The organism is Acidobacterium sp. FHG110202_01, from assembly GCF_059115305.1.
Genome location: NZ_JBZYWJ010000004.1, coordinates 129,324 through 153,349, shown reverse-complemented (window position 1 = coordinate 153,349; position 24,026 = coordinate 129,324). Strand labels below are relative to the sequence as shown.

Sequence of the window (24,026 nt, the reverse complement as noted above, 5' to 3'; positions counted from 1 at the left end):
ATGACAGTTCTTAAAAAACAAAGCCTCTGTTGAAGGGGCTTTTGTTTTTTCTCTTGCAGTGGTAGAACTCTATTCAGGCATGGCAACTATCTTCCAACCCGCCTCTTTTCGCCACATGCATGGCTGTTGTTGCCGCTAGTCTCTTCCTGCTTCTTCCCTGAAATCTGAATCAACCTCATCTGCGAATCCTCATCGCAGTGAAATCCACTTCGGAGTATTTTATGGCTACTTCTGTAAAAGGCCGCTTCCTCTCTCTCGACAGCTGGGCAGTTCTGCTTGCGCTTGCCGGAGCCCTGCTCGTCCGTATTGGAATTTTCAAGACAGTTCCCTGGTAAGGAAAAGGAGAACATCATGGCAGATTCTGTTGCTCTTCCCCAGGCGTCTACGCAGACCCGCTCGACGAGCTGGCTCGCGAATTTTCTGCAGCTCATTCCCGGAATCCTGCTGCTGGCTGCGGTGGGTTATGCCGGTAAGTTCATTGAGCAGTTCATTGCGCGCTATGGCAAGGCGCATCATCTGGTCTTACCGAACATCGAATATGTTCTCTGGGCCATCGTGATCGGCCTGGTGATTGCGAATACCGTTGGGTTGCCCGAGATTTTCCGGCCGGGCGTGGCTACCTATGAATTCTGGCTCAAGGCGGGCATTGTGCTGCTGGGCGCACGCTTCATTCTGGGAGATATCCTGCGGCTGGGTGGCCTCAGCTTGATTCTTGTGTTCATTGAGCTGGCGCTGGCGCTTACGTTCATGACGTACCTCGGGCGTGGTTTCAAGCTTCCTCCCAAGCTCATTACGCTGCTTGCGGTTGGCTCGTCGGTGTGCGGCGTTTCGGCGATCATTGCCACGCAAGGCGCGATTGATGCGGACGAGGAGGATTCATCGTATGCCATCGCGGCTATTCTTGCGCTTGGAGCGATCTCGCTCTTCTTGTTTCCTGTGGTGGGACATGCGCTGCATCTGAGCGACCACGCCTATGGGTTGTGGGCAGGGCTTGCGGTGGACAATACAGCTGAAGCGACTGCCGCTGGCGCGATCTACTCCGATGCTGCAGGGAAGTTTGCAGTCCTCGCGAAGACCTGCCGTAATGCGCTGATCGGTTTCGTCGTGCTCGGCTATGCCATTTACTGGGCATCGAAAGGACAGGCAGAGGAAGTCAAGAACAAAGGCGCGTTTCTGTGGAAGAAGTTTCCAAAGTTTGTACTTGGTTTCCTGCTGATCTCATTGCTGGCGACAATTGGATTCTTCAACAAGCCGCAGCTGACTGCGATCGGTAATCTGTCGCGATGGGCCTTTCTGCTCACTTTTGCCGGAGTGGGATTGCGGACGAGCTTCCGCGAATTGGGCAAACAGGGCATGCGGCCGTTCATCGTTGGAGCTGTGGGCGAAATTGCGATTGCGCTGATTACGCTTGGGCTGGTTGTTGGAGCGGACCGGCTATTTCATCTTTAGCTGGTTCCGTAGACGGGCACGCTGGCTCCATGGATGACCTTGGCGTCGTCACTGCACAGAAACAAGATAACGCGTGCAATGTCCTCGGGCTTTGGCCATTTGCTGAAGTCGGCATCAGGCATGGCATTGCGATTCGCGGGTGTGTCGATGATGCTGGGGAGAATCGAGTTCACGCGGATGCCGGTTCCATGCAGATCGGCGGCGAGAGAATCCATGAGCGCCACGGCTGCGGCTTTTGATGCAGCGTATGCAGATGCGCCTGCGGCATGATCGACTGCCGCTTTCGCTGCAACATTGACGATAGCGCCGTGTCCCTGCTTGAGCATCACGGGCACTGCGGCACGAGACAACGCATATCCGGACTGGAGGTTCAGATGGAACATGCGGTCGAATACTTTCGTTTCCATCTCCCATAGCTTCAAACCGCCTGCGTATCCGCCGACTGTATTGATTAGCGCATCGAGCCGGCCGTGCTTCGCAAAAATTTCGATGATGAAGGTATGGACCGCGGCTTCATCGGTCACGTCGACACGCTGTGATTCGATGTTCGAGGCATGTACGCTGGCAGCGGTCTTTAATTCCGCGAATTCCTTCTCATTGAAATAAGGAATCACTACGCGAGCGCCTTCATTAAGAAACGCCAGCGTGACGGCGCGTCCCAATCCACCGGCGCCGCCGCTGACAAGCACAACATTGTCTGAAAATCTTTGAGCCATAGCATTAATGTCCTTCGCGAATGGCGCGCAGTGCGGGATAGATGCGCCGATAGATTTGATATCCGGCTTTGTAGCTTTCCGCTGTTGCCGGGTCGGGGTTGATCTGTTCGGCTACACGAATTGCTGAGGCGCAGGCGGCATCGGTGTCTTTCCATGTGCCAGCTCCCACTCCGGCAAGCAGGGCTGCTCCGAAAGCCGCGCCTTCTTCTGCAATGAGAATATCGCAGGGATAACCGTAGATGTCGGCCTGAATCTTGCGCCAGAGCGCGCCGCGGGCGCCGCCTCCGCCGAGGCGCACACCCTTTACCGGGATATCCAGTTCCGAGAAGAGTGTGAAGGTATCTTTGAGTGAATAGGCGACGCCTTCCAATACGGCGCGAACTAAATGTCCACGCGTATGCGAGGCGGTGATGCCATAGAAGGCCGCGGTGGCGTGCGCATCGAGGTGTGGCGTTCGCTCACCGAGCAGGTACGGAGCCCAGAGGAGTCCGTCGCTGCCTGCAGGGATTTTCTCGGCTTCCGCGGTGAGGGTATCGTAGCTTGAGTCCGGGGAAATGACATCGCGCAGCCAACGCAAGGACTGTCCTGCGGCCTGGGTCACTCCCATGACATGCCAGCGTCCGGGAACGGCATGACAGAAGGTGTGCAGACGGCCTTTGGGGTCTTTCGTTGGAGCTGCGGTTGCGGCGAAGACCACGCCCGAAGTGCCGATGGTAGCTGAGACCGATCCCGGCTGCAGAATGCCCATGCCGACAGCGCCCGCGCCTTGATCACCTGCTCCGGCGACGACTGGTGTTCCAGGGATAAGCCCCGTATTTTTCCCTGCTTCTTCGGAGATGTGAGCGCAGACCTCGGGCGATTCGAAGAGCTGCGGCAGCCACGCTTCGTCGATGCCGGAGATGCGCGCTACTTCCGATGACCAGCGGCGGTTGGTCACATCGAGCAGCAGAGTGCCGGAGGCCTCCTGCACGTCGATGGCGTAGGTTCCGGTGAGGCGGTAGCGGACGTAGTCCTTGGGGCAGAGGACGTGAGCGATCCTGGCGAAGATTTCCGGTTGATGGTCGCGTACCCAGAGAAGCTTGGTCAGGGTAAAGTTCGGGAGCGCGGGATTGCATGTAAGCTCGATGAGGCGCTCGCGGCCGATCTTCTCGTGCAGCCAGTCACATTGCGGGCCGGTGCGCACGTCGCACCAGATGAGCGAGGAGCGGAGCACGCGGCCATCACGGTCGAGCATGACGGCGCCGTGCATCTGGCCGGTGAGCCCGATGGCGCCGATATCCGATGCCGAAATTCCGCCCGCGGCAAGCGCCTTGCGGATGGATTCCTGGGCGGCACGCCACCAGTCTTCGGGATCCTGCTCGGCCCACCCGGGCTGCGGGCTGCGAAAAGGAGCGTGCTCGCTGTCTCCGGAAGCGATGACCTGCCCCTGCTCATTGATGAGTACTGCGCGGGTGCCTCCTGTGCCGATATCCAGCCCGAGAAATGCCACTCAGTTTGTCCTTGATAAAGCGAATTAGTTCCGGAGATTAATGTAACACCGGCGAGTCATTTCAGAAAAAGCTCTACCGCCCCTCGGCTGTGCTCAAGGCAGGCTCCGGACCCTCAGGGGACGCAGAGGCTCGCAGAAAAAATTTTCCTGGTTCATCTTGCTGGTTTATGCAGATGAACCAGGAGTCTAGCTATGGGTTTATTGGGTGAGGGGATAAAAGGTATTTGCGATTATCTGATAGCCAGCGTCGTTGGCGTGAATGTTATTGAGGGAGCACATCCACGTGTTCTGGCAGATTTCGACAACATCTTTCGGGACGAGCTGACCGTTGTAGAGTACAGGCACGACATTGAGGGTCTGGAAGGCATTTGCAACGTCGGCTACAGGAACTGAGTTCAGCAAATAGATTCCTGCTTCGGCGGCATTGAACTCCTGCAGAGCGGCGACTGTGGCAATGGCCTCAAGCTGTCCTGATGTGCCGGTGAGCCACTCGGCGAGGAACGGATCGTAATAATTCATGGCAACGATCTTCAGGTTTGATCCGCCTGCGTTGTGCAACGCAGTGAGAATGCTCTGGAGATTGGTTTCTACCTGTGCTTCTTTCTGCACCACACAGGATGCATCGATGTTGCCGCCGCTAACGCAGGCCAGGACATCATTTACTCCGATGTCGATGGTCACCAGGCCGACCTTGCCGGCATTGGCGGAGAGAAAAGCTTCGGCGTCGCCGAGCTGCGATTCCGACGTGTATGTATTGCACTCGCCTCCGTTGATCATGGTTACAGTGGTTTCTCCGGGGCATCCAAGATTAACCAGAGTCATGCCTACCTTCGGAGCCAGGTCCTCGGCGTAGCCATGATGGATTTCCGTTCCTCCGCCGGGCAGCGGCTGATAGCCTGCCGCCAGAGAATCTCCCAGCGCAACGTAGTAAGTCTGTGACCAGGCGTGCGCGGTCAGCAGGGATAACATACAGCTCACGATGCAGGACACAAGAATGCGCTTGCGCATCAGTACCTCCGTTTGGGTTGTTACGAGCAAGTTGTGAGGAAGGTCTGTTGAGAGCAGGCCTTAAGGAAGAAACGGAGGTAGATTAAGTTTGCTCAGTTGTGGAGGTCAAGATAGATGAAAACAATTCTCTATTTATTAACTGGAGCGCAGGCCAAATAATAAGTGTGTATCTCAGGTTCATTGTATGAACTCGTTATTCGCTGCGCAGCGCGGTTAATGGATCGACGCTCGCAGCGCGCTTTGCCGGAACCATGCTTGCGGCGATGGCTACGACAGCAACGCCGAGAATGGCAGATACATAAGTGAATGCATCTGAGGGTTTGACCCCGTAGAGCGAAGAGGCAAGCGCCTTTGCCACCAGTGCCGCCAGAGGGATTCCCATGGCTACGCCAATCACGGTGAGTATCAGGCTGTCGCGCAGCACCATCCAGATGACCTGGTGGCGTTGCGCTCCCACGGCCATGCGCACTCCAATTTCTACAGTGCGGTTATTCACGCGATAAGCGAGAGTTCCGTAAAGCCCGGTAGCAACCAGCACGACTGCGAGCAGGCCGAAGAATCCGGCGAGGCGCGCAAAGAGCAGTTGATTGGAGATGGTCTGATTAAATTGCTCCCGCTGCGTCATAGGCTCAATCAGCGGCAGATTGGGATCGATCTGCTGCACCACTTTGCGCGCGGCAGGCAGAATCGCCAGCGGCTCGCCATGGACGCGCAGTTCGACGTGCATCCTGCCTTCCATCGGCCCCTGCGTATATGCAAACCACGCCATAGGGATAGGTTCTTCATCGATGCTGCGGTACTTGTGATTCCTGACGACGCCCACGACCGTGAACTGGAGTTTCCCGTTATCACTGCCGATGCGATGCCCCAGCGGGTTCTGGTTGGGCAGGAAACGCTGCGCGAACAGCTCATTGATGACGGCGACAGGCGGTGCTGCCGCGGTGTCGGAATCGGTAAATTCGCGGCCAGCGAGTATGGGCACGCCCAGCGTATGGAAGAAATCCGGCCCGATAACATTGGCGCGAACAGTCTGCATTCCAGTGGGCACATCAGGCATCTTGCCGTCCACCATCATAGAGAAATTGTCAGACCACCATGATCCGAGGCGCTCTTCCATAACGGTTACGGACTCTACGCCCGGCAGTGCACGCAGTTTGTTAGTGAGGTTCTGATAGAAAGCGACGCTTTCCTGAGCAGAATGCACCGAAGGATTCACACCAAAAACGATGAGGCCTTCGATGCGCATGCCAAGAGGAGTGTTCTCAAGATTGCGCAGTGAGCGGACCAGCAGTCCTCCGCCAACCAGCAGTACCAGGCACAGAGCCATCTGCAATGCGACGATGATTCTGCCTGTACGGGATTTTGTTGCGTCCATGTTAGATGTAGCGGTCGAGGTCTTCAACACGAGCCCCGGGCCGGAAGAGAGTGCAGTGCGAAGCGGAGCCAATCCAAACAGGAGCGCAGTGAGTACGAGAATGCCCAGGGTGAAGAAGAGGACGATGTGGTCGGGAGCGAGGCTCGATTCAATCTGTGCCCAGGAGCCCAGGGCTTTCGTCGCGGAGACGCCGAAGAACCATGCTATAAAGCCGCCGATGGCGACCAGCAGCAAGCTCTCGGTCAGCAGCTGGCGAAAGAGCTCTCTGCGGCCTGCGCCCAATGCCAGCCGCAGCGAAAATTCGCGCTGGCGGGTTGCATTGCGCGCCAGAAGCAGCATGACCACGTTGCTCAATGCAATGAGAAGGACCAGGGCCACCATTGCCATCAGGATTCTGAGCGGCTTGCCATATTGATTGTCGTAGCCGGGAAAGCTCTTCGCGCCTGCAAAGCTCAGGACGGGCAGTTTCTCTCCTGGTTCCGGATTACCGAGGCCGATGTATGCCGCGTGCTGAAACACGGACTGCAACTGCGCTGTAGCTTGTGCTCCGGTTACATTGGGAGCAAGCCGCCCCAGCAGGCGTAGGCACCACCATGTCTGGTTCGCTATGTAGGTCTTTCCATCTTCCGGCGGATTTCCCCATGCATTCAGTTCGGGGCGGCTTTGCAGGGGGATCCAGAAGTCGGTAGAACCGCCCCCTTCTGTGCCTTCAAAGCCTTCAGCCGCAATGCCAACAATGGTGAGAGGGATTCCATTGACGTACAGCGTCTTTCCCACCACGCCTGGATCGCGCGAGAAGCGCCCGCTCCAGTAGCTGTAGCTGATGACAGCAATGGGAGCATGGCTGGCTTCATCCTGCTCTGTAAATCCTTGGCCGCGCACCAGCTTTACGCCCAGCCCGGAGAAGTAATTGCCGCTTACCATGTCCCCTTCGGCTTCCTCAGGTTGAGGGCCGTAGCGCACTGCAACCTTTCCACCAGAGAGCGGTACGTATGCGATCACCTCAGTGAGCGCGCCCTTCTGCCTGCGGAGCGCGTCGTAGACCGGGTAAGAGAAAGTATCGTTCCAGTCGACAGTGCCAGTCCGGTGTGGCGGATTCGACGTGTGCAAATAAACCAGGCGCTGCGGATCGGCTACAGGGAGCGATTTGAGCAGCACCGCATTCATCACGCTGAAGACAGCCGTATTTGCGCCGATGCCCAATGCCAGTGTGAGCACGCAAACAATCGTGAAGCCGGGAGTTTTGCGAAGCTGGCGAATGCCGTATCGCAGGTCGTTCAGAAACGTAGTCATGGGCGGGCTGCTCCAGACAGAAGTGATCGACTGTAAGATAAGCAGTTTTTCGGCCAAACGCGCGGGTCTGCTAACTCATTGAAAAACTTAAAGCCGTATTTCGCACGGAAAAGACAGGATGTCCGGAATAGAACAAGGTGCGTCCGGAACTGGACAGGAAATCTGTGAACTCGTAGTGACCTGCGCGATGAGGCATAGTGCTCGCGGATGAGTAGGAAATCAATTGGCAGCTCCAGTTCCGGCTTCTGCGAATAAGAGGTTAAACGTTTGCGTTCAGGGCAGAGGATGAGCTGCCTTTGCTATTCTGCTAAAGGCAATCTCGCGAAAATCTTTTGGGGAAGGCAATTTCATTTGCATGTCGGATTTTGTAGACATCATAGGCGGCTCTGCCGGTGAGCCGATCAGTGTGGACCGACGCCCCAGGCTCAAAGACCGGTTACGACACCAGATTTCAAGGAGTGAAATGACGGAAATAGCAGCGATTCATGCGCGCGAAATTCTTGATTCACGCGGCAACCCGACAGTTGAGGCCGATGTTGTATTGGCTGACGGTTCACTCGGGCGCGCAGCTGTGCCCAGCGGCGCTTCCACCGGCGAGCACGAAGCCGTTGAGCTGCGCGATGGCGACAAGAGCCACTATCTAGGCAAAGGCGTGTTGCAGGCTGTAGAGAATGTAGAAAGCGTGCTGGCCCCTGAATTGACGGGCATGGACGCGGCCAACCAGCGGCTTCTTGACGCGACCATGATCGCGCTGGATGGCACTCCGAACAAGGGTCGCCTGGGCGCGAATGCGATTCTTGCTGTTTCGATGGCTGCCGCGCGCGCCACAGCCAATGCTCTCAAGGTGCCGCTCTATCGCTACCTGGGCGGAGTGAATGCATCGATCCTGCCCACTCCGATGATGAACATCCTCAATGGCGGCGCGCATGCGGACAACAATGTCGACTTCCAGGAGTTCATGGTGATGCCGGTCGGCGCGGAGCGTTTCTCAGATGCGCTGCGTTGCGGCGCCGAAATCTTCCATACGCTCAAAGGCGTGCTCAAGAAGAAGGGCTATAACACCTCGGTAGGAGATGAGGGCGGGTTCGCTCCATCGCTTAAATCGAATACAGAAGCGATTGAAGTGATTCTTGAAGCTATCGACCTGGCAGGATACAAGGCCGGCGAGGACGTTGTGATTGCGCTCGATCCGGCGGCCAGCGAGTTCTACGACAAGGAAAAAAACAAGTACGTCTTCAAGAAGTCGGACAAGAGCGAAAAGACGAGCGAAGAGATGGCGCGCTTCTGGGAAAGCTGGACGAAGCAGTATCCCATCGTTTCGATTGAAGACGGCCTCGCAGAAGACGATTGGGAAGGCTGGCGTTATCTGACCGAATTGATCGGCGACCACGTGCAGCTTGTCGGCGATGATCTCTTCGTCACGAATACAGAGCGCCTGCAGCGCGGCATTGAAGAGGAGATCGCCAACTCGATCCTGATCAAGGTGAACCAGATCGGCACCATCAGCGAAACACTGGAAGCCATTACGCTGGCGCGTCGCTATGGATACACCTCGATCATCTCGCACCGCAGCGGAGAGACGGAAGACACCTTCATCGCTGACCTCGCTGTGGGAACGGGCGTGGGCCAGATCAAGACCGGGTCAGCCTCGCGCACGGACCGCATTGCCAAGTACAACCAATTGCTGCGCATCGAAGAAGAACTTGGGCAGGCTGCAGAATTTCTTGGCCTGGAAGCAGTAAACTTTGGTGAGTAAGCCATCTTAGGCAGAAACGCGCGGAAATCAGTTCAACTCCGCGCGTTTTGCTTTGCCATTAACCTCAGGAGCATATTATGCGAACTCTTCAAGCGGCCGCATTTGCGGTAATCTTCTCGGCGTCCGCGTTTGCCCAGCAAGCTGCAACGTCTGCGCACCAATCCACCGCGCCCTCATCGGCGCAGCAGTCTTCGTCTGGGAGCACAACTCCGGCGATTCAGCCTCCCGCCCACCCCATTACTTCTGCGCAGATCAAGGAAATGCAGGACCTGAGCGGCGCGGAAGAGATGAAGAAGCGTATTGTGTCGAGCGCCATGCAGTATTACCGCAATGCTTTTCCTCCTTATATTCCTTCAGACGTGATCGACGATCTGGACAAGAGCCTGCAGAATGCGGATCTCGAATCGCACGCTGCGGATATTTATCCGAAATATGTTTCGACGGAAGATGCTGCGAAGGTGATTGAGTTTTACAAATCGCCTGCAGGTCAGCGTTTCATCCAGGCTCAACCTCAGATGATGACCGAGATGCAGCGCTCCGCGATCGAAGTGGCGCAGCAGACAGCCAAGGACGTCATCACGCGGCACAAGACGGAGATTGATACGGCGCAGCAGAAGTATATTCAGGAACATCAGCAGTCGAAGCCTTCGCTGAATGCTCCGCAGAACCCTCCTGCGTCTTCTTCGCCGCAAAAATAGAATCACAGACTGGGCCTGAGGCCTTTTCAGTTGCACTAACTTCCCCTGCGCCAAAAAGCGCAGGGCTTCTACCCACAAGATCTAGGAGAAAGAGTGTCGATTCACAAGAGGCCGCTGGTCCTTACGATTCTGGATGGATGGGGCTATCGCCCGCAGGTGGAAAACAACGCAATTGCCCTGGCGCGCAAGCCAACCTATGACAAGCTGCTCGCTGAATTCCCCAATACATTGCTCCACGCCTCTGATCACTTTGTCGGCCTGCCGGATGGGCAGATGGGCAACAGTGAAGTCGGCCACCTGAATATTGGTGCGGGCCGCATCGTTCAGATGGACATTACCCGCATCGACGCCCTGATTGCCAGCGGCGATTTTTTCACCCATCCGGTAATTGCAGACGCGATGAAGCGCGCCCGTGAGGGCGGACGGCAGTTGCACTTCTTCGGCCTTGTTTCTGATGGCGGCGTGCATTCTCACCAGCAGCATCTCTATGCGCTGTTGAAAGCGGCTAAGCAGCATGGAGTGGAGCGCGTCTTCGTCCACGCCTTTATGGATGGGCGCGACACATTGCCCACGAGCGGCGCCGGATATCTGGCAGCGCTCGAGCAGAAGATGCGCGAATACAATGTGGGCAAAATCGCTTCTGTCTCTGGCCGCTACTATGCCATGGACCGCGACCGCCGCTGGGAGCGCGAGAAGAAAGCCTTCGATGCCATGGTGAAAGGGCAGGCCGAAGGCGGCGCGTATCGTGATCCGGTTGCGCGCATCAAGGAATCCTACAACAACGGCGTAACCGATGAGTTCACTGTGCCGTTCGTGGTTACAGACGAGCATGGCCTTCCGCATGGAGTGATCCGCGATGAGGACGTGTGCATCATGTTCAACTTCCGTGCCGACCGTGCGCGGCAGATTACGCGCGTGCTGGCGCGCAACAGCAACTTCACGAAAGAAGGCGGCAGGGAACTGATCAATGCTGCGGAATTGGATGAAACCATTCCGCGCAGCGAAGTCCCAAAGAACCTGCACTATGTCTGCATGACGCAGTATGACAAGCTCTTCACGCTGCCGATGGTCATTCTGCCCGAGTCGATGGAAAATCTTCTTGCGAATATGCTGGCGCAGGCAAACCTGCGCAATCTGCGCGTGGCAGAGACAGAGAAGTACGCACACGTGACGTACTTCTTCAACGGCGGCATCGAAACGCCGTTCCCTGGCGAAGATCGAGTGCTGGTGCCTTCGCAGAAGGTAGCTACGTATGATCTTGCTCCGGAGATGAGCGCAGCTGGAATTGCCGACGCTGTCACAAAGGCGGTGGAAGACACAGCATTTGATCTTGTTGTCGTAAACTTTGCGAATGCCGACATGGTTGGACACTCAGGGAAGCTGGAGCCGACCATTAAAGGCGTCGAAGTTGTGGATGCATGCCTGGGGCGTATCTACCAGACGATCCGCCAGAAAGGCGGCGCACTGTTGATTACGGCCGACCATGGCAATGCTGAACTGATGGTCGATCCTGTAACGGGTGGCCCGCACACTGCGCACACGACGAATCCTGTGCCATTTATTTTAGTGAGTGAAGACGCGAAGCATTATTCGCTAAAGCTGGATGGTTCGTTACGGGACATTTCTCCGACTCTACTGGGGTTGCTTGGCATTGAGCAGCCGAAGCAGATGACTGGCGGCGATCTGCGGCAGCGGCAGGGCTGATTTCCAGCTTTTGTCATCCTGAGCGCAACGCCATGCTCAGGATGACAGTATGGTTCAGAAAATCTTGTTCTGGCGTGGATACCAGGTGACCTGGAACTGTGCCGTGGTGTCACTTTGCGAGCCTGATTTGTAGAGCGGTACGTTCCATTGCTCGAACTGCACGGAACCGTTCAGTTCAATGTCCTTCAAAACGCGCTTGACTACGCTGAATTGGTAATCGTTCTGTGTAGTGCCGCCTGGAAGAAAGCCGGATTGTCTCCCGTGTATATCAACGTTGTAGGCCGACGCCTTTGCATTGCGATAGGAAAACTGAATGTTCTCCTGCGGGGAAAGGTGCCAGGTAAGCCAGGCCTGTCCGCCTTTACCCTGACGGCCAATCCAGTCACCCATAATAGAGCCTTTGTTGGTGTAACCCTGTCTCTGGACCGTTTCGAAGTAGAGGAACTGTCCCATCGCTGTTGAATTACTGACTGGATCAGTAGAGACTGCTTCGACACGGAGATCGAGGTGGTCGAGCCCCGGGAAGTGGGAGAGATATATGCCAGGTCGAATTGCGGCGCGGCGAGGAGCGCTGATCGGGCTTACGTCATCGTGCACCAGTGAATCGCTATAAAGTGTCAGCCACTTGCGCAGGTAGGGCAAGCGGTAAGAGAAGTCGAACGTTCCAAAACGTGCTCCGGGATCATCGCGCGAATTCTTTTCTGCAGGAGAAACATTCTGCACGCTGAAGAAGCTCTTCAGGAAGCTGTGGATTGTGATCGGAGCGTGTCCTTTACCTCCCCATATGGCGCTGCGCTCAAAGCCGAATTCGAGATTGGGAGTCGGCTTGAAACTGATCTTTTCTCCGTGCAGCCAGGGGTCGTTGGGATAAGAGTGACCTTTCAGGCTGCCGACAAAAAAGTCATAGCGTATTGGGCCGATGAGGCGCGAGAGCAGCGGAATGCGCAACGGTTCGGCGCGGTCGATCTGGAAGGCGTAGATGTTCTCTGCATTGTTGCTGAATGCGAAGCTGCCGCCTTGCCCCGGTCCCCACCAGTGATCATTTTTCCCGAAGGAGATTTCGTGATTCAGGATGCGGTACGAGAGATTGGCTTCCTGAATGCGAAAAGTGTTTGTGGATGCAATCGGGCCAAGCGGAATGGTGGCCTGACTGGGATTGGATGCGACTGGAACGCCATCTATCTGCTCGGAAAGAGTGGTGAACAGCGCGGGCGAATAGCCCGTGGCGCTGGGGGCGTGCTGGTATTCTCCGCGAACATAGAGCGCGAAGCGGCCGACCTCGCTGCGCGCGCTGAAGCCGGTGTAATTGTTGAATCCTTCCTGATAGGCGCGGCCATAGTCATTGATGATGGTCTGACCGAAGTGGTAGCTGTCACGTAATGGAGTACCGCTGATGCCACGGAGGTTGGTGTAGACGCTTTCGAGCTCCGCGTGGGCAGTGTGTTCGCCATAGTTGTTTTCAAGCCCTGGAGCTACTTCATGCAGCACGGCGAGATAAATTTCGCGCGCTTCATCGTTGCTTGTGTCGGCGTCGATTTGATCTGCCGTGTGCTGCAGCATATGCAGGACGCTTACGCGCGTCCATGGGCGCAGTCCGAGGAAGGCGGTGTCGAGATATCCCAGTCCCTGAAGGCGGATCAGGGCAGGATAGACCCAGCTGTCCAGGGGGATGTAAGCAGAGCCCAGCGTACTGACATAGGTTACGGGAGATGCCGGCGTATAGTTGGGCGGAATGGACTGCTGAGGCGCTCCGCCTCCGGAGGTGCCTTCAGATGTAATTTGCTGATCTGGATTTTCCTGGGCGATTGTGGATTGGAGCGGCAGAAGAAACGCCGTTAAAAAACAGATCGAAGAGACAACTCTCACTCGCACCTCGAACAATTGGGGTATAGGTCCATCTCTGCGGCACTATCGTAAGGCCACAGGAAGCCATCCTAAGCAGCCATGCTGTTCTCAAGGCTAGATGAAGCCCTCACCGCTGACAAGTATTGGCGGAGGTGCATAGATGAAGTTGCCAGGACAGACTTCAGAGAAAATTAAGGAAAGGATTTTCTGTTTGCACAGAAGTATTGCTTCGCTTTCGCGTAGTCTTCTTTGCCTCGGACATCGCCCGCTTTACGTCCTTCTCGAATGACTGAATGAGTTGTTGCTTCCATTGCTGAGAGAAGAGACCCTTGGCATCTAGATATTGCTCCATGCTGCGAATAGGATCCTGCTGTTTGGCAGTGAAGGTTCTGCATTCGATAACGCTTGGACCACCGCCCTGACGCGCTCGGAGAGTGCATTCATAAGCGACGCGATATACAGCGACGACATCATTGGCGTCGACTGGGATTACCGGCAATTCACCAAAGGATGGCGTGATGTTTTCTTTTACTTCGGGAACGGTTCGGAGGTAAATGATGGGCAGCTTGTTCGCGCTGGCAAAGGCGAGGGAATCCCTTACTGCATCCAGATGTCCAGCTGTGTCCGTCAGGAATGCCAGAGTGATGCTGCCATGCTTCCGGTTGCCAGCCAGCGCAGAGCCCGTGGCAATGCCGATCTGGGCCTCCAATCCTGGAGGCTTTGATACATGCGTCTTCCTCATTTGAGGGCGTGCATGCAGATGTTCGAAGAGTTTGCTGGACTTGGAGTCTTGCAAATAGCTGCCTGTCACGCCATCAGCTGAAAAAACTGTGTCGCCGCGCCGAAGATCGACGGCCGCTCCGGCAATTGCTGCTTCCTGCCCTCGAATAGAAGGCAGGCCGCGAACGATGGTGCGCGCGTGAGCCTCCAGAATGCGGTACTTCAGCATAGTGGAGTAAAGCTCGCGGAACTTTTTATCGCTGATGAGAGAAAATTTTGCGGTCATCTTTCCGGCATTCTAACAGTGAGGTTCAGGCTGTAAAGAGCTTCCTTAAATATCGGCTTATGTCAAAAAATTCTCAGGAACGTTTTCAACAGAATTGTGAAAAAGCCTGTGCAAGACTCGGCTTGAGCGAAAGGAAACTGAGAAATGACGCGGGGTCTAGCTCTCTGCACATAATTGGTTGCAGTGCAGCAGCCCTGCGGCAACAGCCTTTGCTACGTGGAGTAATCGGCGTTAATATGCACATATTCCGTTGTCAGGTCGGTAGTCCAGAAGCGGCAGCTTCCTGTGCCCAGACCTAGATCCATGCGCACGGTGAACTCGCGCTGCTTCAGATATTCGTGTGCTGAGGTCTCATTGAATTCCGCAGCGCGTCCGCCGTTGCGGCAGATCTGCTGATCGCCGAACCAGACGTTGATCCGTTCCGGGTCAACTGTGACACCGGAGTAACCTGCGGCAGCAAGCAGCCGTCCCCAGTTGGGATCACTACCCGCCCACGCTGTCTTTACCAGCGGCGAGTGTGCGATTGCTTTAGCCACTGTAAGGGCATCGCGGTCATTGGGCGCGCCTTCAATCTGCAACTCGACAACGTGGGTCACGCCTTCGCCATCGTCTACAATCTGCTTCGCGAGTGATGTGCAAACTTCTGTGAGTGCCGTGCTGAATGCCGTATTGTCTGCAGTTATTCTTGCGCCGCTGGCTCCTGAAGCAAGCAGGAGCACGGTGTCATTCGTCGATGTATCGCCATCAATGGAGATGCGGTTGAAGCTGACCTCTACGCTCCTCTGCAGGAATGTGTTCAACGCATCTGGCTCGACTGCAGCATCGGTAAAGAGATATACCAGCATCGTCGCGTGCGGCACGAGCCGGGGATGAATCATTCCGGCGCCCTTGCATGCTCCTGCGATGCGGATATGTTTGCCGTCGATCTGAAAAGACGCATAGGCGATCTTCGGCTTTGTGTCCGTGGTCATAATGGCGCGGGAAAACTGCGCGAAGTGTTCCGGAGTTGCGCCAAGCAAGGCTGCAATCTCCGGCAGTGCTGCAATGGGTTTTTCAGCCGGAAAAGGGACGCCGATAATTCCCGTCGATGATGGAAAGACCTCGTGACCTTCACAGTGGAATGTCTCTGCGGCAGCCGCGCAGACCTGAAGGCATGCATCGATTCCTGCCTGGCCGGTAGCGCAGTTGGCGTTACCGGCGTTGACAACAACAGCACGAACACGTCCGGCGCTGCGCGCAAGATGCCTGCGGTCCACAATAACAGGTGCAGCCACGACCCGATTGCTGGTGAACATAGCGGCTGCGTTCGCAGTCGTGTCAGCTGCCGAGACGGCGAGATCCAGCCTGCCGCTGGCCTTGATGCCGGCCTTCACTGCGGCAAAGCGAAAGCCAAGCGGCAGAGGTCCTTCAGGGAGCAGAGATGAGTCATTCATTGTTTGTGGTTACTCTAAACAAGATACCAACTTTAGAGAGAGGTTGATTTGTCCGGAGAAGAACAGGCGGAATTTCTGCGCATGGAGCATGTCAGCGTCGCGCGTGGCGAGGCAGTTGTATTACACGATGTGAATCTCACTATCACTACGGGAGAGCATGTGGCCATTCTTGGCCCGAACGGCTGCGGCAAATCGACGCTCATCAAGACCATCACCTGTGAGTGCTATCCAATCTTTACGCCGGAGATGCACTGCCGCCTGCTTGGGCGCGAGCGGTGGGATGTTTCGCAGCTGCGCAGACATCTCGGAGTCGTATCGGCGGATATGCCGGGCGAGCGTACTCCTGTCTCACGAGGCTGCGATGTTGTGGTTGCGGGCTTCTTTTCGGCCTCAACCATCTGGCCCAACCTGCATATCACCGAAGAGATGCGCGAGCGGGCCCAGGAGGCTATGGCTCTGATGGAAGCGAGTTATCTTGCTGACAAGCTGGTAGGCGAAATGTCAGCGGGCGAGCAGCGCCGTATCATGATTGCCCGCGCGCTTGTCCACAAACCGGAGATGCTTCTGCTCGATGAACCTTCGAATGCGCTCGATATGGCGGCGCAGCGTGAACTGCGCGAGACCCTGCGCACAGTCGCCCGGCAGGGAACAGGGATCATCATGGTGACGCATCATCTGGCCGATATTCTGCCGGAAATAGACCGGGTGATTATGATGCGCAGCGGCCGCATCGATGCCGATGGCCCCAAGGCAGAATTGATTTCAGCTCAGCGGCTGCGGGAGCTCTTTGGCGTGGATGTAACGCTGGTTGAGCGCGATGGATACTGGCATAGCTGGTGAGACTTGATTTTCCCGCGTGTGAGCGATAAGGTCTCAAGTACACGGGAAAGGAGGTTGATCCAGCCAATGAAGAATTCTGACAGTAGTAAGTGCACGATCCTACGTGAGGTGACTGAGGCTTAGAGCGCCCTTTGCTCTAGTCCTCGCATTTTGCCGAATCGGGTCCCCAACGCACGATTGTTGTGCGTTGGGGTGAGAAGCCCATCTAAGGAACGAAGGGCGCCTCAGGTCAATCTCAACAGCTCACCGGTATCCAAGGCCCGCTTTGCTGAATCTGGCAGCGGGCCTTGTACTTTTTCGGCCGATAATATTTCAAGGCGGGTAAATACAATGGCGGATGATTTGGATGATTTCTTGAGTAAGTTTCGCGGCAAGGTCAAAATTCTCGGCGATATAGTTTCACCGGCAGTTCCCGAAGAAGAGTGGGAATGTCTCTCGGATGATCCTCGTGATCCGCTCTACAATAAAGCTATGGAACCACTCGTCATTGCAGGGAAGGCATTTCAGTCGCGGCTCATTGTAGGCACAGGCAAATACAAAGATGGCCCGGAGACGCAGGCTGCCATGGAAGCCTCAGGCGCGGAGATGGTGACCGTCGCGGTGCGTCGTGTGAATCTTGACCGTTCCAAGGAATCGCTCCTGGACTATCTTGATCCGCAGCGTTACTTCCTGCTTCCTAATACTGCCGGTTGCTATACCGCTGAGGAAGCTATCCGTGCTGCGCGTCTGGCGCGCGAGGTGGGTATTTCCGACTGGGTGAAGATTGAAGTCATCGGCGACCAGGCAACGCTCTATCCTGACGTGCAAGCGACCCTTGAAGCTACTCGTGTGCTGGTGAAGGAAGGCTTCACAGTTCTTCCCTATACCTCTGACGATATTGTGTTTGCGAAGCGCCTGATCGACGTGGGTGCGTCCGCCGTGATGCCGCTGGCGTCGCCGATCGGCAGCGGGCTTGGAATTCAGAACCGGGCTACGCTGCAGATCCTGCGCGAAATGATCACTGAAGTTCCTCTAATTGTGGATGCAGGCGTAGGCACAGCTTCCGATGCTGCGCTGGCCATGGAGATGGGGGCTGAGGGAGTGCTGATGAACACGGCAATCGCTGGTGCAGCGAACCCGATCCTGATGGCGGAAGCGATGCAGCATGCTGTTCTTGCCGGAAGGCAGGCATATCTTGCTGGACGCATGGCGCGCAAGCTGTATGCCACGGCGAGTTCGCCGCTCGAAGGCATTTCACGCTAAGGCATTTTGCGCACCAATGCCAACACTGTTTCCCGCAGTCTCAATCAGATAAACTCATCTTCAAATGCGAGTCTTCGGCATTGACTGCGGCACAGAGTGTACTGGCTACGGCGTGGTGGAGTGGGATGACACGCGTCGCCAGCCGCGGCTTGTTCCGCTGGCGTCAGGCGGCATCCGGCTGCCGAAAAAAGAGCCGCTTTCGCAGCGCTTGGCTCTGCTTTATGCGGAGCTGAGCGGGCTGTTGGCCGCGCACCGGCCGGACGTCGTTGCCATCGAAGAAGTTTTCTATTCCGTCAATGCAAAATCTGCGCTCAAGTTGGGGCAGGTGCGTGGAGTAGCGCTGCTGGCGGCGGCCAATGCAAATCTTTCTGTAGCCGAATACGCCCCTCTCACCATCAAATCGACGGTGGTGGGATACGGCCTGGCGCAGAAGGAGCAGGTGCAGTTCATGGTGGCGCGTCTGCTTGAGCTGGCCAGCACACCCGAGCCGGCGGATGCAGCCGATGCGCTGGCAATTGCGATATGCCACATCCACACCACGCAGACATTAACTTTGCAGAGCGGGGCCTCGCGGTAAATGAAGAAGAAATATTTGTTTGTATTGTTTCTGGGGTTTGCTTTCAGTGCTATAGCGCAGCAGGACAAGCGGCCGCACATCCGCTTTATCTTCGAGAATCCGAAGCTGCAGCCGGCCAGCTACGTCATGGACATCTACGAGGACGGTTCCGGACACTTCCATTCTGTACCCGGAAATGCGGCATCCTCCGATCCTGAGGGGATCAGCTCGCAGCCGGTAGATGCGGATATAAAGATTGAAGAGCCGCTGCGCAGCTCGCTCTTCAAAACGGCCCGCTCGCACAATTTTTTTGATGTGGCCTGCGAGAGCACCAAGACGAAGGTTGCGTTTACCGGCAAGAAAGCTCTGATATATACAGGCCCGGATGGTGACGGCTCCTGCACTTTCAACTGGTCGCGCGATCAGCAGATTATGAAGCTGGCCGATGACCTTGTAGCCACGGCTTATACGCTTGAGGTGGGCAGCCGCCTCCTTGTGGAGCATGACCACAACCGGTTGGGGCTGGATGCGGAACTTGAGGCGCTGCAGGATGCGGTGAAGGGCGGACGCGCGCAGCAGGTGCAGAACATCTCAACACAGCTGCAGACGATTGCTACCGATGAGAAGGTGATGGAGCGGGCGCGCAACCGGGCGCGGCAGCTTCTGAACGGCGATGGCAAGGCAAGCTAGAAAAAATGCAACTTTCCATTTTTGGCAGCGTCCAAGTGAAGTTGCATCGAGCCCGCAAAAGATGAGGCCGGGTGCAAGAGTGGTGATCTATTATGTAGGAAATCAGTAGGGGATCCGGAAGGAGGTGTCCCATGTGGCACTCGAGATTTTCCCTTCGTTTCATCTCTGCGTTGTCACTCTCTCTCGCTGTTGCTGCTTTCTCTCCTGCACAGGAAAACAATAATGTTCGCTCTGTCCGCATAAGCCATGTGGAGGGCACGGTCCAGCTGCTGGGTTCGGATGGCGTCGCCTTTGACCAGGCGCACGCGAACATGCCTGTGACCCAGGGCATGCGCCTCAAAACCGGGGAAGATGGCCGCGTTGAAGTGCAGTTTGAGGATGGCAGTGTAGCGCGCGCGACTCCGAACAGCACCCTTAGTTTTGATCAGCTCCAACGCACGAGCGAAGGCCAGACAGTGACGCAGATGATTGCGGAAGGCGGCCTGACCTACTTCGAGCTCAATAATCGCGGCGGCACATATACCGTTCATTTCGGCCCTTATACGGCAACGGCAACCAAGAGCAGCCTGTTCCGAATTGATCTTGACGAGAATCCTGCGCAATTAGCTGTGTTGCGTGGCGACGTGCATGTTGAGACCGGCAATGCGAATGGCCTTGATCTTTCGAAGAACCAGACCGCGACGCTCCACATGGACGACGCAGCAAGCTACGACGTAGCCCAGAATGTTGCCACCGATTCATGGGACCAGTGGAACTCCGACCGCGACAAGGTGCTCGAAAAGATGGGGTCCAGAGCAACGATGGCCCGCGCGATGGGCGGAAATCCGGATGACCCGGCATGGAGCGATCTGGATTATTACGGCAGCTGGTACAACATGCCGGGCTACGGAATGGGCTGGATGCCTGCAGGAGTCGGCGCGGGATGGGACCCTTACGGCAGTGGCTACTGGGGCTACTATCCTTCGTATGGATACAGCTGGATTTCCGGGTATTCCTGGGGCTGGTTGCCATACCGCTGCGGTGGATGGAACTGGTTCAACAATACGGGATGGATGTGGTTCCCCGGCAATTGCGGATGGGGCAGCGGATGGTATCCGACGACAGTGTGGAATACTCCGCCAAACTATGTTCTGCCTTTGCGTCCGAAGCAGCCGGTAACTCCGGCTCGCGGCCCTGTGCACATGCCCCCGCAGCAGGCATTGATTCCGGTGAACCGCAACCCTGCTAGCGGCCCTGTATCTCCTGTCGACGGCAAGAGGCCAGTTGCTACTCCTATCAGGCTTGACGGCAAGACGATCCACCCGGTCGAGACTTCAGTCCGCATCCATAACTCCGGCCCGCTGGGTCAGGGTTTCCGGGCATCCTCAGGTTATGAGCCACAGTCCGGCGTGACTGGTACACGTGCGTCCGGACCTGTTGCTCCTGGGAATACAAATACAGGCGCAGCGCCTGCTCGTGGTTCAGCTCCTGCTGCGGGAGCACGTCCTATGCCAAGCGGTGGGGGAAGCCCACGTATGTCGGCTCCTCCGCCATCATCACCACGGATGTCAGCACCCCCGCCTGCTGCGCCGCGCATGTCTGCACCGCCAGCAATGTCCGCACCGCGTATGTCGGCTCCTCCGCCGTCCGCGCCGTCAGGTGGAGCGCGTCCTCACTGAAACTGGTGTCCCATCCTTCGCGTTGTGTTGCGGCGAAGGATGGGAACCTTCCAAAACCAATTCAATTCTCTTTGAAAGCCCTATACAGCCTCGCCATCTCTTCCAGTGAGAGCGCTTCAGCGCGTGCCTGCGGCTGAACGGCGGCTTTTTCTGTTGCATCTGCGATAGCTGAAGGGTCATATCCGGCTGAGCGCAGATTGTTCTGCAGCGTCTTGCGCTTCTGCGCAAAGCAGAGCCGCAGAAAGCGCTGAAAACCATCTGCATCTACCTCAAGCTCATCGAAGCGGGGCGCAAAGCTCAGCCGCAGCACGCTCGAATGCACCTTGGGAGGCGGCGCAAAAGCTCCCGGCGGCAATGTCATCAGGTTTTCCACGCGAGCATAGAGCTGCGTGGTGGCGGAGAGCAGCCCATAATCCCGCGATCCCGGAGCAGCAGCCACACGGTCAGCCACTTCACGCTGCATCATAACCACGGCGCGCGACACAGCGTCATGATAGCGGAAGAGGTGCAGCAGAATGTCCGAAGTGATGTAGTAGGGGAGATTGCCCACGACCACCAGCTTTTCTGCATTCTTGCGCAGGGCCGCGAGGTCAGTGGCAAGAATGTCCTGCTCGATAATCTCGGCATTGGGGTGAGAAGCAAAGCGCTCGCGCAGCTGCGGCGCCAGCTCGCGGTCGAGTTCGATGGCAATCAGGCGCTGCGCTTTATGGGCAAGCAATTCGGTAATCGCTGCCTTGCCCGGGCCGATCTCGACTACGGTCTTATCTGCGATATCTCCAAGCGCATCGATAATGCGCCGGCGGGCGTTCTGATCGGCGAGAAAATTCTGCCCTAATTTTGCTTTCTGCGGCATCTTAAGTAGGTTGTCAACTTGATGAGCTTACACTGTTTAACGAGCGTGTAAATAACAAGGGGAGCAGCCGCACACATGCAAATTGTTTTTGCCGCATCAGAATGCGTGCCTTTTATCAAGACCGGAGGACTGGCCGACGTTATCGGCTCCTTGCCGCACGAGATTGCCCAGCGCGGACATAAGGTCACGGTCTATCTGCCTTTCTATCGCCAGGTGCGCGATCACTTTCCGGAAAAGAAGATCGCCGTGCCCAGCATCACCATTCCGTTCCAGTACTACAACCGTTTTGTTGCTGTGGTCGACGGCGGCAAGCACGATGGCGTGCAGTACTACTTCATCGATAACCCCGAGCTCTTCGATCGTGAAGCCCCTTATGGCACACCAACCGGCGATTATGCCGACAACTGGGAGCGCTTCGGGCTCTTCTGCCGAGCTGTTCTCGAAGCGAGCAAGCTGCTCGGTGTGCCGGATATTTTCCACCTGCACGACTGGCAGACCTCGATGCTCTCCGTATATCTGCGCACGGTCTACTACTTCGATCCCGTGCTGCGCAATGCAGGCACAGTCCTCACCATCCATAATGCCGGATATCACGGCTGGTTTCCACCTGCTACCACCGAGAAGCTGCTGCTGCCCTGGGATATCTTCACCATGGATCGCGTCGAGTACTTTGACACGTTCGATTTCCTGAAAGGCGGCATCGTGTACTCCGACATGCTGACCACGGTGAGCCACAAATACGCCGAGGAAATTCAGACTCCCGAGTTTGGCCACGGCCTCGAAGATACGATCCACAGGCGCGCCTCAGACCTGCGTGGAATCCTCAACGGCGTGGATTATTCCAAGTGGAACCCGGAGATCGACGGCAGGATCGCCGCGCACTACTCGATCAAGGACCTGAGCGGCAAAGCCGAGTGCAAGCGCGACCTGCTGCATGCCTTCGGCGCTCCGCACCTGAAGGATGATACCGCGGTGCTCGGCATTGTCTCGCGGTTCGCGACACAGAAGGGCTTCGACCTCACCGCGCAGATCATGGAGCGGCTGACCTTCGAAAATATCTTCATAGTAGTACTGGGAACAGGCGAGCCCTATTATGAGAGCCTCTTCCGCTCTCTGCACGAGCGCTTCCCGGATAAGCTCTCCGTCCGCATCACCTACGATGAGACACTCGCACACAAGATCGAGGCCGGCTCCGATATCTTTCTGATGCCGTCGCGCTATGAGCCCGGCGGCCTGAACCAGATCTACAGCCTCAAGTACGGAACCGTGCCTGTAGTCCGCGCCACTGGCGGGCTCGACGACACCATCGAAGAGTGGGACCCCGAAAAGCGCACAGGAACCGGCTTTAAGTTTTCCGGCTATTTTGCCGACGACTACCTGAAAGCCGTACAGGATGCGCTCGCAGTCTTCCGCGACAAGGAAGCATGGCAGGCGCTGATGCGCAACGGCATGCAGCAGAACTTCTCATGGGAAAAGCCGACCGAGGAGTACATCAAGGCCTACAGGGAAGTGGCGCATCGCAGGAATTAAGCGCGCTGCCCCTGAACGCTCTCTGTGCTAGCTGGTACACAAAAGTAACTTGCAATCTATATGTTTTCGGCTTAGTATAAACAACAGATACCCCCTCGATCTTCGGAGAGAGGGCGCGAGCCGCCGTAAGGCGGCTTTGCTTTTTAGAAGGAAAAACCAATTTATACAAACGTATATGTAGACGGGTTCAACTTATATTACGGGGCCGCCAAAAATACCCCATATAAATGGCTGAATTTAGCCGCTCTCTGCGAAAACATTCTTCCTGGCATTCGCATTCATCGGCTCCGCTATTTTACTGCTTTGGTGAAACCGCTCCCATCTGACCCTCAAACAAGAATGCGACAGGGAATTTATATCCGCGCGCTGGAAACTCTGTCGAACCTAACTGTTCATTACGGCCACTACCTGCAAAGCACGGTGTCCATGCGCCTTGCACGACCATCTTCCAGAGGGCCACGCAACGCAGATGTGCTGAAAATGGAAGAAAAGGGCTCGGATGTAAACATTGCGACGTACATGTTGGTTGATGCCTTCCGAAGTGACTGTGATCAACTTGTGGTTATTACTAATGATTCTGATCTGGCAGAGCCAGTGCGAATCATCAACAAGGAGTTGAATATTCCAGTTGGAATTTTCAATCCGCACACGGCTGACACTGCGATACGTCGGGCGAGAATTACAGGTAAGCCAGTACAGAAAGCGCGTCCTAGCGTGGAATTGAAAAAGGTCGCGAGGTTTTATCGGGAAATTACGTCTGAAGGGCCTGCGTCTCATACCGCTTTGAGTCAGTTTCCGAATGAACTGATTGATGCTAACGGCCGCACTATCAGAAAACCTACAGCATGGTAGCGCCGGCTGATTGTCAAATTGAGATAAGCTGGC

At 56.1% G+C, this 24,026-nt stretch carries 19 protein-coding genes; 11 read left to right on the top strand and 8 right to left on the bottom strand.

The window, feature by feature from the left end; genetic code table 11:
- Positions 1-351 precede the first annotated feature (351 nt).
- Positions 352-1,449: a YeiH family protein gene (locus tag AC5S16_RS09635; protein WP_493929844.1), complete on the top strand. Its 1,098-nt coding sequence runs from the start codon at positions 352-354 to the stop codon at positions 1,447-1,449.
- On the opposite strand, the gene AC5S16_RS09630 is transcribed toward AC5S16_RS09635, so the two are convergent.
- The 4 genes from AC5S16_RS09630 to AC5S16_RS09615 form a co-directional block, all read right to left on the bottom strand.
- Positions 1,446-2,165: an SDR family oxidoreductase gene (locus AC5S16_RS09630; RefSeq protein ID WP_493929843.1), complete on the bottom strand. Its 720-nt coding sequence runs from the start codon at positions 2,163-2,165 to the stop codon at positions 1,446-1,448. The two genes, AC5S16_RS09635 and AC5S16_RS09630, sit on opposite strands and share 4 nt — an antisense overlap.
- A 4-nt stretch (positions 2,166-2,169) precedes the next feature.
- Entirely contained in the window at positions 2,170-3,654 is a 1,485-nt protein-coding gene (gene xylB, locus AC5S16_RS09625) for a xylulokinase (RefSeq protein WP_493929842.1), read from the bottom strand.
- A gap of 198 nt (positions 3,655-3,852) precedes the next feature.
- Complete coding sequence (locus AC5S16_RS09620; protein WP_493929841.1) at positions 3,853-4,662, bottom strand: SGNH/GDSL hydrolase family protein; 810 nt, start codon at positions 4,660-4,662, stop codon at positions 3,853-3,855.
- Between the two features lie 193 nt (positions 4,663-4,855).
- Entirely contained in the window at positions 4,856-7,330 is a 2,475-nt protein-coding gene (locus AC5S16_RS09615; protein WP_493929840.1) for an ABC transporter permease, read from the bottom strand.
- Between the two features lie 463 nt (positions 7,331-7,793).
- Here AC5S16_RS09615 and eno point away from each other — a divergent pair, with 463 nt between their 5' ends.
- The 3 genes from eno (at position 7,794) to gpmI (ending at position 11,488) form a co-directional block, all read left to right on the top strand.
- Positions 7,794-9,086 (top strand): phosphopyruvate hydratase, encoded by a 1,293-nt coding sequence (gene eno, locus AC5S16_RS09610; protein ID WP_493929839.1) that lies wholly within the window; start codon positions 7,794-7,796, stop codon positions 9,084-9,086.
- Between the two features lie 77 nt (positions 9,087-9,163).
- A complete protein-coding gene (locus tag AC5S16_RS09605) occupies positions 9,164-9,784 on the top strand; it encodes a DUF2059 domain-containing protein (RefSeq protein ID WP_493929838.1) in 621 nt (206 codons plus the stop codon).
- Between the two features lie 93 nt (positions 9,785-9,877).
- A complete protein-coding gene (gpmI, locus tag AC5S16_RS09600) occupies positions 9,878-11,488 on the top strand; it encodes a 2,3-bisphosphoglycerate-independent phosphoglycerate mutase (RefSeq protein ID WP_493929837.1) in 1,611 nt (536 codons plus the stop codon).
- 54 nt (positions 11,489-11,542) lie between these two features.
- On the opposite strand, the gene AC5S16_RS09595 is transcribed toward gpmI, so the two are convergent.
- From AC5S16_RS09595 to argJ, 3 genes are all read right to left on the bottom strand, one after another.
- On the bottom strand, positions 11,543-13,354 hold the full coding sequence (locus AC5S16_RS09595; RefSeq protein ID WP_493929836.1) for a capsule assembly Wzi family protein: 1,812 nt from the start codon (positions 13,352-13,354) through the stop codon (positions 11,543-11,545).
- A 160-nt stretch (positions 13,355-13,514) separates the two neighbouring features.
- Positions 13,515-14,339 (bottom strand): thiamine pyrophosphate-dependent enzyme, encoded by an 825-nt coding sequence (locus AC5S16_RS09590; RefSeq protein ID WP_493929835.1) that lies wholly within the window; start codon positions 14,337-14,339, stop codon positions 13,515-13,517.
- 212 nt (positions 14,340-14,551) lie between these two features.
- Positions 14,552-15,772 carry a bifunctional glutamate N-acetyltransferase/amino-acid acetyltransferase ArgJ gene (gene argJ / locus AC5S16_RS09585; RefSeq protein WP_493929834.1) on the bottom strand — a complete coding sequence of 407 codons (1,221 nt, stop codon included), beginning with the start codon at positions 15,770-15,772 and terminating at the stop codon, positions 14,552-14,554.
- A 48-nt stretch (positions 15,773-15,820) separates the two neighbouring features.
- Here argJ and AC5S16_RS09580 point away from each other — a divergent pair, with 48 nt between their 5' ends.
- The 5 genes from AC5S16_RS09580 to AC5S16_RS09560 all read left to right on the top strand — a co-directional run bounded on the left by AC5S16_RS09580 (position 15,821) and on the right by AC5S16_RS09560 (position 20,758).
- On the top strand, positions 15,821-16,612 hold the full coding sequence (locus AC5S16_RS09580; protein ID WP_493929833.1) for an ABC transporter ATP-binding protein: 792 nt from the start codon (positions 15,821-15,823) through the stop codon (positions 16,610-16,612).
- Between the two features lie 471 nt (positions 16,613-17,083).
- On the top strand, positions 17,084-17,854 hold the full coding sequence (locus tag AC5S16_RS09575; RefSeq protein ID WP_493930215.1) for a thiazole synthase: 771 nt from the start codon (positions 17,084-17,086) through the stop codon (positions 17,852-17,854).
- Between the two features lie 64 nt (positions 17,855-17,918).
- Positions 17,919-18,431, top strand: coding sequence for a crossover junction endodeoxyribonuclease RuvC (gene ruvC / locus AC5S16_RS09570; protein ID WP_493929832.1), 513 nt, complete (start codon positions 17,919-17,921; stop codon positions 18,429-18,431).
- Positions 18,432-19,100 carry a hypothetical protein gene (locus AC5S16_RS09565; protein ID WP_493929831.1) on the top strand — a complete coding sequence of 223 codons (669 nt, stop codon included), beginning with the start codon at positions 18,432-18,434 and terminating at the stop codon, positions 19,098-19,100.
- Between the two features lie 131 nt (positions 19,101-19,231).
- Positions 19,232-20,758, top strand: a complete 1,527-nt coding sequence (locus AC5S16_RS09560) for a DUF6600 domain-containing protein (RefSeq protein ID WP_493929830.1) — start codon at positions 19,232-19,234, stop codon at positions 20,756-20,758.
- A 61-nt stretch (positions 20,759-20,819) separates the two neighbouring features.
- On the opposite strand, the gene rsmA is transcribed toward AC5S16_RS09560, so the two are convergent.
- Positions 20,820-21,611: a 16S rRNA (adenine(1518)-N(6)/adenine(1519)-N(6))-dimethyltransferase RsmA gene (gene rsmA, locus AC5S16_RS09555; protein WP_493929829.1), complete on the bottom strand. Its 792-nt coding sequence runs from the start codon at positions 21,609-21,611 to the stop codon at positions 20,820-20,822.
- 75 nt (positions 21,612-21,686) lie between these two features.
- On the opposite strand from rsmA, the gene glgA reads away from it, so the two are divergent.
- Positions 21,687-23,141, top strand: a complete 1,455-nt coding sequence (gene glgA, locus AC5S16_RS09550) for a glycogen synthase GlgA (protein ID WP_493929828.1) — start codon at positions 21,687-21,689, stop codon at positions 23,139-23,141.
- 159 nt (positions 23,142-23,300) lie between these two features.
- Positions 23,301-23,993, top strand: coding sequence for an NYN domain-containing protein (locus AC5S16_RS09545; protein WP_493930214.1), 693 nt, complete (start codon positions 23,301-23,303; stop codon positions 23,991-23,993).
- The last annotated feature ends 33 nt before the right edge of the window (positions 23,994-24,026 follow it).